The sequence below is a fragment of the Microseira wollei NIES-4236 genome, from assembly GCF_020521235.1.
Classification (GTDB): Bacteria; Cyanobacteriota; Cyanobacteriia; order Cyanobacteriales; family Aerosakkonemataceae; genus Microseira; species Microseira wollei.
Map to the genome: position 1 here is coordinate 38,579 of NZ_BLAY01000064.1, position 10,095 is coordinate 48,673.

6 protein-coding genes and 3 pseudogenes are annotated in these 10,095 nt (G+C 43.1%); 7 read left to right on the top strand and 2 right to left on the bottom strand.

Going from position 1 to position 10,095, the window contains the following annotated elements; all coding sequences use genetic code 11:
• Positions 1-187: 187 nt before the first annotated feature.
• Positions 188-1,681: a transposase gene (locus tag MiSe_RS21165; RefSeq protein ID WP_226584674.1), complete on the bottom strand. Its 1,494-nt coding sequence runs from the start codon at positions 1,679-1,681 to the stop codon at positions 188-190.
• 260 nt (positions 1,682-1,941) lie between these two features.
• On the opposite strand from MiSe_RS21165, the gene MiSe_RS21170 reads away from it, so the two are divergent.
• The 4 genes and pseudogenes from MiSe_RS21170 to MiSe_RS53930 all read left to right on the top strand — a co-directional run bounded on the left by MiSe_RS21170 (position 1,942) and on the right by MiSe_RS53930 (position 5,573).
• Positions 1,942-2,430: a hypothetical protein gene (locus MiSe_RS21170; RefSeq protein WP_226584676.1), complete on the top strand. Its 489-nt coding sequence runs from the start codon at positions 1,942-1,944 to the stop codon at positions 2,428-2,430.
• A gap of 68 nt (positions 2,431-2,498) precedes the next feature.
• Positions 2,499-3,824 carry a cytochrome P450 gene (locus MiSe_RS21175; protein ID WP_226584678.1) on the top strand — a complete coding sequence of 442 codons (1,326 nt, stop codon included), beginning with the start codon at positions 2,499-2,501 and terminating at the stop codon, positions 3,822-3,824.
• A gap of 74 nt (positions 3,825-3,898) precedes the next feature.
• Positions 3,899-4,034: pseudogene (locus tag MiSe_RS53925) on the top strand (MerR family DNA-binding transcriptional regulator); the annotation flags it as partial.
• Positions 4,035-4,088: 54 nt separating this feature from the next.
• Positions 4,089-5,573 (top strand): annotated as a pseudogene (locus MiSe_RS53930) (hypothetical protein).
• Positions 5,574-5,693: 120 nt separating this feature from the next.
• Here the strand turns inward: MiSe_RS53930 and MiSe_RS21190 are convergent.
• Positions 5,694-6,326: a TIGR02466 family protein gene (locus MiSe_RS21190; RefSeq protein WP_226584684.1), complete on the bottom strand. Its 633-nt coding sequence runs from the start codon at positions 6,324-6,326 to the stop codon at positions 5,694-5,696.
• Positions 6,327-6,713: 387 nt separating this feature from the next.
• Here MiSe_RS21190 and MiSe_RS21195 point away from each other — a divergent pair, with 387 nt between their 5' ends.
• From MiSe_RS21195 to MiSe_RS21205, 3 genes and pseudogenes are all read left to right on the top strand, one after another.
• Positions 6,714-8,036: an MATE family efflux transporter gene (locus MiSe_RS21195; RefSeq protein WP_226584685.1), complete on the top strand. Its 1,323-nt coding sequence runs from the start codon at positions 6,714-6,716 to the stop codon at positions 8,034-8,036.
• Between the two features lie 156 nt (positions 8,037-8,192).
• On the top strand, positions 8,193-9,182 hold the full coding sequence (locus tag MiSe_RS21200) for a methyltransferase (RefSeq protein ID WP_444980530.1): 990 nt from the start codon (positions 8,193-8,195) through the stop codon (positions 9,180-9,182).
• Between the two features lie 661 nt (positions 9,183-9,843).
• Positions 9,844-10,095: pseudogene (locus tag MiSe_RS21205) on the top strand (RNA-guided endonuclease TnpB family protein); the annotation flags it as partial.

Below are 10,095 nucleotides of genomic sequence, written 5' to 3' on the forward strand. Positions count from 1 at the left end.
GCAGCCAACGCTGGCGCTACTGAAAAGCCTTGGCTTTCTTGGCGCAAGTAAGCAGGGAGCAGTAGCTGAGCAAAGCCTCAATCGATCTTATGCCGCAGATAGCCAATGCTGAGCTTGAGCCACTCCTCGCTCTAAAGAGACGAGGATTCAGGCCAGGAATTAAGGTCAACTTTTCGCCCTTCAATGGCTATCTGGTCAACATTTCCTGACTGTGCCCTTGACCGCTCCAAGGGAGAATGAGACTGCCAAATGAGAGGACGCGCCTAATCGGAAAGCGGTTTATTTGAAAATCCTTCCATGCCTCGTGCAAGTAAGGCTCCGACCTTTCCCACTGTTCGACAGCGAGATCCAATAGAAGGACACCTTCCTCATTAACGTATCTACTCAAATAAGCACTAAAAAGATCGCGATGCATCGCAAATCCCGTTTGGTCGTAATGAACGCGCTCTAATAGTCTTTTTTTGATGCGTTCACCAGTTAAATGGGTTTGTGATAGTGCTGTCTTTTGGGTAGAAAACTTCATGAACGACCCGCCAGCACTTTCAGCCTTGCGAGCCAATTCGGATTGGACAAAACCAGGAGATTTAGCAGAAATCGCCTTGCCATATCGCTTTTGCCACGACCTCACCGATACATTTTCGGTTTTGATATGTTTACCGTGCCTCAAGACTTCGTTAACAATTCTACGGTTTTGAGACTTGGCATACGCGCTCTTGCGACGTTCCAATTCTCTCTTCTTCCTGGCGATCTTTTGATAGGTTTTAGACTTTTTCCATTGTCGCCTCCCTTTCTTGGGTTTACCTTTTTTAACAACAAATCTGCGTCCTACACTAGCGGTGAAGTCAGTTTCGTAGTTTTCTGGATTTGAGCAACGTTGGGAACGTTGCATTTGACGCTGTAAAGTTTTTATTTCACGCTCGTAAGCTGGCACTTTGTCCGCGAACGGCAGCAGTCCGGCTTTGCAATCTCCAACGAAGGCGATGTTGGCAATATTGAGGTCTAAGCCAATTACTCCATCCGCCACATAGTTCTTTTCTTTTTGATATGGCAATCCTGAGTTAACTAACTGAATGTACCAACGTCGCTTGCCATTCAACTCTCGCCACAATAAGCGAACGTATTTTATTGGGGAATTTAGACCGTGTTGAATTACTGGATTATCGTCACAGATAATCGGCGTCAGCTTCAATCTACCCCAGACTAGCGCGTTGTCTTTCCATCTAATCCCTTGAAAGTTGGTCTTACCTTCAACACTTCTAAATCTACTCGCTAATTTATACCGTACACTTTTTGCTCTGACAAATAAAACCTTCTCGCTAGCTCTAAAAGCTCTGTTGGCTAAAGTTTGTTGGGTATTGGAGTCAATTAGTTGAGCTATCCATTTGGAACGATTGCTGACAATTGTGGCATAAGCTTGAATGTCGTAATCGGAATATCTATAAGCTCGCCTTGCGGCGTTGAAGGCGTCGCTTCTTGCTTTTTTGGACTGACGATCTATTTGCTTGGCTAATTGGTAAGCTTCACAGTTGCGTACCACAGTCATTCTTGCCATTGCTGAGTTGAGGCAGGCATTGTATAGTTGCCGCGCTGCAGACCAGCGAGATAGCAATTGCTTTTCCTGCAAGCTGTCTACAATTAATGGCATTTCTGTGACAAACGTCAATCTCCTACTTTTAGCCAATTACTATCACCTCCAGATGATTGCTTATTGAATTATACATTGATTTAATTTCAACAAAGATCGTTATTAATTAAGCTTAATATTGATTGACTGCGGTTAAAACCGCTCGCGTCAATTTTACGCCCCGCAATGAATTGACGGGGCTACCAATCTCCCGTTATTTTTAGGTGTAACCTCAAATATTAAATTTTGTAAAAAAAAGAGTATTTTTCCATTAAATGGCTGATAAATTAATCGAGACTACCTGTACTAAGGAGCAGATGATGATTTTTCGAGACCGGGAAGGAAATTTTTACAATATACCAGAAGAAGAACTGAGCAAGTTCAGAGTAGAGGGAGAACTCCCAGAGAATGCAGAAGTGGTAGGCAGAGAACCTGAGCCGTCAAGTTCTCCAACAAGAGCCGCTTACAAACACGCGGCACCAGAAGCAGCAGCTTACAACTACGTCGCACCAGCAGCAGCAGCTTACAACTACGTCGCACCAAAAGCAGCAGCTTACAACTACTTCGTACCAGCAGCAGCAGCTTACAACTACGCGGCACCGACAGATGCCACACCAGCAGCATCTTACAACTACACGGTACCAGAAGCGGCAGCTTATAACTACGTCGCACCAGAAGCGGCAGCTTATAACTACGTCGCACCAGAAGCGGCAGCTTATAACTACGCCGCACCAGAAGCGGCAGCTTATAACTACGCCGCACCAGAAGCGGCAGCTTATAACTACGCCGCACCAGCAGTCGTGTAAATCTATGCCGCTCCAGTACCGCAAAGCAGAACAGCGCTCTACTGGAGCGTTGCAGTTTATAACTAATTATGTGGCCAAATAGTAATAGACAAGACGAGCTAGACGAGGCAGTAAATCTAGAAGAAAAGATTGCTGCCATGAGAAGAGCATTTCAATTGATGCCCCCCGTAGTCATAAGAGATAAAAAAGACTATGCAGCATTTTACTTAAATTTGAGCCGGACTGGTGAGGACATAGTATCTTATTTAGTAGATGGTTGGCCAGCTTTCCTGATTAATAAACCAGAACACGCTGAGTACGTGCTGGTCAAAAATCAAGCCAACTACAAAAATCCATATCATCAATACGCGGAGTTGGCAGAACAATATACTCCGGCGGGTGTATTTTTACTGAATTTACATAGAAACTCTGGAAATCAAACGGAAACATTTGAGGGGATAGTCAGCGACATAGCTAAAGCGGCGACAGCAACTGTATGGCAGTGGGAAAAGCGATCGAAAGTAACACCTGTTCAGATAGATATCGAAACGAAGCAGATGCTATTTGGCATCATGGCAAAAATTCTGTTTAATATAGAGGTTAGCGATTGGAGCGAAGCATTTGTAAGTGCAGTAAATTTTGCAGAAGAATACTCGTTCAATCAATCCTACTTGAGGCGTAGTATTTCAGCAGCGGAACTGATGCCGATAGAGCAAAGCTATCAAAAGGCGATTGAAGTAGAGAATGGAATAGCTGCAGGGATGGCCCGCCGTGCTGGGTTAGTAACACCTAATAGCGAGGTATCGCAGGAGCTAAAGACAGCGATCATCCGAACATTGTTGAATAGTTACAATGGGATGGCAACAGCACTGTGCTGGATAATTTATCAACTAGTGCAGCACCAAGAAGTGCTAGAGAGAGTATATAGCGAGGTGGATCGGATTGTTGGCGATCGCGAACCGACAGTTAAAGACATTTCCAAATTATCTTATCTGCGACTGGTGGTAATGGAAGTCTTGCGTTTATACCCACCCGCATGGATATTAAGCAGGCAGGCAATTAGAGCGGAGCGAATAGGGGAAACTCTAATTCCGTCAGGAGCAATTATTTCCTTATCGCCCTATACTATGCAGCGAAAGGCAGACTTATGGGAGAGACCAAAAGATTTTATACCAGAGAGGTTTTTACCAGAGCAATCGGAAGGACGCCCAACTTTTGCTTACTTTCCATTTGGAGGGGGAACACGTAGGTGTCCGACAGGGCGGTTAGTTGTTAGCCAACTGCAAATTATGTTAGCGGCGATGCTACGCTTGTGCAATTTTGAATTAGCCTCAAACGAGGTTGTCAAACCACGCGGTTTGGTATCTCTGCACCCTCACCCAGGAGTATGGATGAGGGTAATGCCTAGGAAATAGGGGTTAAGAAACAGCCGCACAATACTTAACTAAATCTTACTAGATATCCTCATATTGCCTGGTATTATAGATATATGAGTAAGTTATCTCCGGCGGAAGCAGCCTTGCCTCAAGGGAGTCAGTGTTTCCACTCTCAGAAGGTAGGAAGCACAAGGGAAGGTCGTACCACAGCAGACTGAAACTGGGCATCGTCGTTACGATCTATGTCAACAGCCATCAGAATAAAAAAGTAGTAAAATAATTGAGGCAGGTAGCTAAAAAGCTATGACCACTCTGACTTACTGTAAAGGCTTGCCAACTCCATTGGATGAACTTAACCCTGCAGGTTATACTCAATTTGAGTGTTTGATGACAGCATTTTCTCAAGTTTTTTATCGCGCTACAATCCTGACAGTTAACCATTTATTAAATCAGGATACCAAATTCAATAAATCTAGCTGGAATACTCATCTACAACAGACCTACGGCATTAGTAAGCGTCATGCCAATGGAGTAATTGCTTTATCTATTGGCGTAGAAGCAGCATCTAGATCTAGAACTAATCAGCTCAAGCAACTAGAATCTAAACTCAGCTTTGCTAAAGAGTGGTTAAGTCAAGCCCAAAATCAAATTAAAATAGCCCAATTTTCTAGGAAAAAGAATTGGCCTTACTCAAAAAATGGCTGTAACTTCCCTCTAGCTACAAGACTCGAACCTCGAAAAAATAACTGGGATCAAACTAAATTTAACATCCATCACAAGCCAAGATACATCTACAAAATAACCAGGGCAATAGCAGCTAGAAAATCAGCACCAATTAAGGTGAAAGTGCGACATTGTGAAGGATTTATTGTCGGGGCGAAAGATGAAAGTTATGGGAATCAAACTTGCCAATGGGATGGGAATAATCTGAAATTTAGAGTTCCTTATTGCCTAGAAGATAAATTAGGAAAATTCGTCAGTTAAAACATTGGAAACTTCGAGAGAAAGATTAATCGATTGCCCGATACAGGTGCTAAAACATGGCACTTTTACCGTCAGGATAACCCTTGGGTAGTAGCGGTACAATTTACCCCATCACCAGCTGACCAAGTATGCCGACCAATTGAGTATGGTTGCATCGGCATCGCTCTAAATCCTAGTTCAATTGGTTGGGCATATATCGATTACCAAGGTAATTTAAGAAATCTTGGTAAAATCCCTCTTGAAACTGGTTTACCTACTGGAAAACAAGATGCCCAAATTGTAGATGCTTGCTTACAACTAGCCACTGAAGCTGCAAAGTTCGCTTGTCCGATTGTCTGCGAATCTCTAGACTTTGCTCACAAGAAAGGAGAGTTAAGGGAGAAAGGTAGAAAATATGCCAGGATGCTGTCTGGATGGGCATACAGCCGTTTTTATCAATTATTGGAGTCGATTCTATCTAATCGAGGTATCTCGCTATTGGGGCGTAATCCAGCTTATACCAGTTTAATTGGACTGGTTAAATATGCGAGGATGTATGGATTGCCTTCGGATATCGCGGCGGCGATTGCGATTGCTAGAAGAGGCATGAATTTGAGTGAAAGATTGCCGCGTTCTGTGTCCGCCTATCTAGGGGTGAACCCTCGAAAGCACGTATGGGGCGCTCTGCACCAATTTAATATGTTTGTTGGTCGTTGCCCGGTAGTAAATCGTAGACACGATTACTACCGCGTCTCTAACTGGGAACCTAAGGTTAAGGTTGATGTCTCGCAGCAATGTCGGGCATCTGCCAAGCGAAAGCGTTAATGGTTATCGACCAAAAGTTACACCGTGGACTTTTATCTGCTTCTCATTTACCCTCTGAGTAGATTTGAGTAGGTTTTTATCAGCGGCGCAATTATGGGAGTTTAAAAACTTTGGTTCAGATTAGCACGAATGGTGCAAACTAACATCTAAGTTGATTGATATACGTTCACCCGCCGCTTGTACCTGGTTAACTCTATGGGGTAAGAAGCTTGGAAATAGAAGAAACATACCTGGTTTGGGGCGAACGGTATACTGAGCAGTTTCCCAAATAGAGCGAGAAGCAACTCGCCCACTACGTGGATCGATAAGAGTCAAGTTGCCAGACTCTGCTGCGGAAGGTGCTGTAGGAACTTCTACATAGTAGACGCCAACAAGGTCAGTTTTGGTATGAACGTGTTCGTACTGGAAACCTCCCTGTCTCAAAATAACTGCCCAACCTTTATAGCTATAGTGAAAAGTTGAAGGAGTGGACTCGCTAAAACTAGCTTTCCCCCACTCTTTCAAAAAAATTTCGATTTGGTTGTTGATAAAATGCTTAAGCGTTTGGATAGCAGGAAAGCCAGAATCTAGGAAATTTAAGCCAGATTGCCAGCCGTTGTTAACTGCGCTAAATTGTGAGTAGTCGCGCTCGTTTTGCTCAAGATTGCGAATATAAGCTGCTAAGTCCTGATTGAGAGCTTCGCAACCTGGGAACTCGGTTTCTCCAAGCAGGGTTGGAAACAAAATATTTATTTTTAATCCCTGATAGTTCATCGTCGTAGTTGTGTAAGCGAGCGCTTAGCCGTCTAAGTGATATCATGTCCGGTAGCATCGTCCTTGTATAAAGAGGTTCGTAGTAAGCACGCTTAGTGCTTGAAATAACAGGCTTTTGGGGCACTCTCTGTGCCTACTACAAACAAGAGCGATATAACCGGACATGATATGATAGATTATAAACTGAAGTTTGCCAGAAATCTGTTCTTTTAGCAAACCCAAGTTTGATTGAGGCACAATCACTGGTTTTTATCACACCCTGTTTTAACCCAAGTAGTATTTTTTTTGAGTTCAGAGAGTTATTAAACTTATATCAAGTTCATGAACCAAATAACCTTAAAAGAATTTAAGTCAGATCTGCAAAAAGAAGCACTCGTTAACCTGGGATTGGCAGCTGCTTTAGCACTTGCTCAACTAGCTGAGGCTGGCATCCCTGTAGTAAATGCGGTAATGATGGGCTTACTTGGTACTCAAAATTTAGCTGCGGGTGCTTTGGGTACAATCACTTTTATTACCTTATTAGTGGTTGGCGTTGGTATTCTGACAGGAGGAGGAGCGCTTGCAGCCGAGGCTTTTGGAGCTAAGGAAATAGATCGAGTTACCCGTATTAATTGTCAGGGGCTGTGGCTGGCAGTTGCTATCTCCTTACCCGCAATGCTTATAATATGGAACTGTGGCTCTATCTTGCCATTATTAGGTCAAGAAGAAAGCACCATAGTATTGACAACAAGCTATTTACACGCTCTAGTTTGGGGATTGCCTGCTGCCCTCAGCTTTTTACATTTAAAACGAATTGCTGCTGCGATCAATTTTCCCCAATTTGGCATAGTAATTATAGTTACATCTTTACTTTTGAATGTCCCTGTAAATTACGTCCTGATGTTTGGATACCTGGGCTTTCCTGCCCTTGGTTTAGCTGGGATAGGCTGGGGAATTACCCTGATTTATTGGGTGAGCTTATTCGCGTCAGTTCTGGTGATTTATTTACATCCAAAAAGTAGAGATTACAAGCTTTTTCACGAGCTGAATCAGTTTGATAAAGATCTATTTGTGAAAATTTTCCTGACTGGATGGCCGATGGGGATTCAGTTAGGAATGCAACTGGGACTGTTCGCGGCCACCGCTTGGTTGATGGGAACCTTGGGAACAGCAACTTTAGCAGGCCATGAAATCGCCATTCAGTCATCAGACCTTTTTTTGACAATTCCAGTAGGAATTTCTGCTGCGGCTACAGCGAGAGTAGGGCAGATGATGGGAGAGAAGAATGCTTTGGGAGCAATGAGAGCAGCATTTATCAATGTTGCATTTAGCGTACTATTTGGCAGCGTTGTAGCGTTAGCTTTTGAGTTGTTTGGCCAGCCGATTGCCGCCATTTATTTGGACATCAATAATCCAGATAATGTCGTAGCAATTAGTCGAGCAACTTCTTTTTTAAAATTAGCAGGGGTATACCAACTTTTTTGTGGCATTCAAATAATTGGAGTGGGGGCTCTGCTCGGATTGCAGGATACCCGCGTGCCCATGCTAATTAACATATTGATATTCTGGGGTATTGGGTTAGGCGGAGGATATCTAATGGCAATAACTTTAGGTTGGGGAGGGAGTGGTTACTGGTATGGTTTAATTCTGGCTACGGCAATTTCGGGCATAATTTTAATGGTGCGGTTTTATCTTGTGAATTTTCACAAAATTGCCGAAATGGAAGTGTAAGCTTATCGGTAGGGACTATTTTAATGCTAAATTAACCTCCTGATTACTAAAAATTGTTGCTTTTTCAATGCAGGATTTAATATGAATTGTCAAAATTCTCAGCCAGTCATATCCCAATCAGCAAACACGCAACTTGCCAGTGATTTTTCCTCACAAATGGTGTTCCTACAAATGAAATATGGCAGTTGGATCTTCCAGTCCATCTATGCAGCCGCCAAGCTAGGGATAGCCGATTTGTTAAAGGATGGTTCTAGGAGTTGCGAGGATTTGGCAAGTGCAACTTTAACCCACGAGCGTTCCCTCTATCGACTTTTACGGGGACTCGCCAGTATGAAAGTTTTTGAGGAAACAGAACCCGGTTATTTTACTCTCACACCACTGGCAAATTACTTACGGAGTGATGTCCCTGACTCCCTAAAGGCGAGAGTAATTATGAATGGTGAGGAACAGTATCGAGCTTGGGGTGAGATAATGTACAGCATACAGACTGGGAAGAGTGCATTTGAGCATTTGTATGGGATGAATCTTTTGGATTACTATGCTCAAAATCCCGAAGCCGGAAAAAATTTTAATCAGGCAATGACTAGGAGTTCAACCATTCAAAACCCAGGGATAGTTTTAGATTACGACTTTTCTGATGTCCAAACTTTGGTAGATGTTGGTGGGGGACAGGGGAAGTTATTAACGGACATCCTCAAAGCCTATCCCAAAATGAAGGGAATTTTATTTGACCAACCCGAAGCGATTAAAGGAGCAAAATCACTCATTGAACAAGCCGGAATATTAGACCGCTGTGAGCTAATAGCAGGTAACTTTTTTGAATCTGTGCCAGCAGGAGGGGATGCTTATATACTCAAGTATGTCATTCATGATTGGGATGATGAAAGGGCGATCGCTATTCTCAAGCGTTGTTATGAGGCAATGCCAGAGCATGGGAAACTCTTACTTGTAGAGCAAGTCATTCCATCCGGAAATCAACCCTCTTTTAGCAAGATGCTTGACCTACAGATGTTAGTGCTTTGTCCGGGTGGGTGCGAACGTACAGAAGCAGAGTATCGTATCCTCATGGAGAAGTCAAAATTCCAGCCAATCAAGATTGTTCCTACGCAGACCTCTCTGAGTGTGATTGAGGGAGTAAGGGTTTAATTCAACTTAGGGAGACTCTCACCAGTCTGGCTGATCTTTAAAACGGAATATGAAGTAGGGTAGGTAGCTAGTGAGTTGTCTTTGCCACTTTTCCAACTGCCCCCTCCGAACTACGCATGGTCAGAATTCAGATCTGAAGGTTGATTGATTGAAAAGAAAGCAACCAAAACTAGACCTATGTCTTTGCGTAAATCTTGTCATAACATGAAGAATCTTTGGTGTGGGGAAAAATCAAATTAACTCCCTACCTAATGGGCAACGATCCGGTAATTCTTCATGGATTAAGTAGCCGAGTTAAATATGTAAGACTGGTGAGCCGACGTTTAAACATATTTTCACATAGTGGCGTCTATTGACACCCACCTAATTAAATATTTTCAAAAGTTATTCGGTAAGTCTGTTGTTCGCTGTGCGCCAGGAATGTTCGTATCCCACCTAAAAAGCAAGACCCAAAGGGTTGGCGGCAAGGTGGTCGAGATTTCTACGTACAACACCTAAAAATAGCGGGAGCGTGGTAGCCCCGCATTTTTAAATCGGGGCCCAAACGCTTTGCTGTGCAGATTTATCTGCTGTCAATATTAGGTGAGCTTTATTAATATTAACACTCTGGTTAAAAGCAGTAGATTATAATTGAGTTGGCGGCGACAAGAGGTGATAGTAATTGGCTAAAAGCAGGAATTCATCATTCATCACAGAAATTCCATTGGTTGTAGATAGCAAGCAACAGAAAGAACTACTGTCTCGCTGGTCTGCAGCGAGACAACTGTACAATGCTTGCCTGAACTCAGCAATGGTAAGAATGAATCTCGTGAGAAACTCAGAAGCCTTCCAGCAAGCCAAACAGATAAATAGAGAAACTAAGAAAAAAAGAAGTGACGCATTCAACGCTGCAAGAACTGCATACAGATATTCT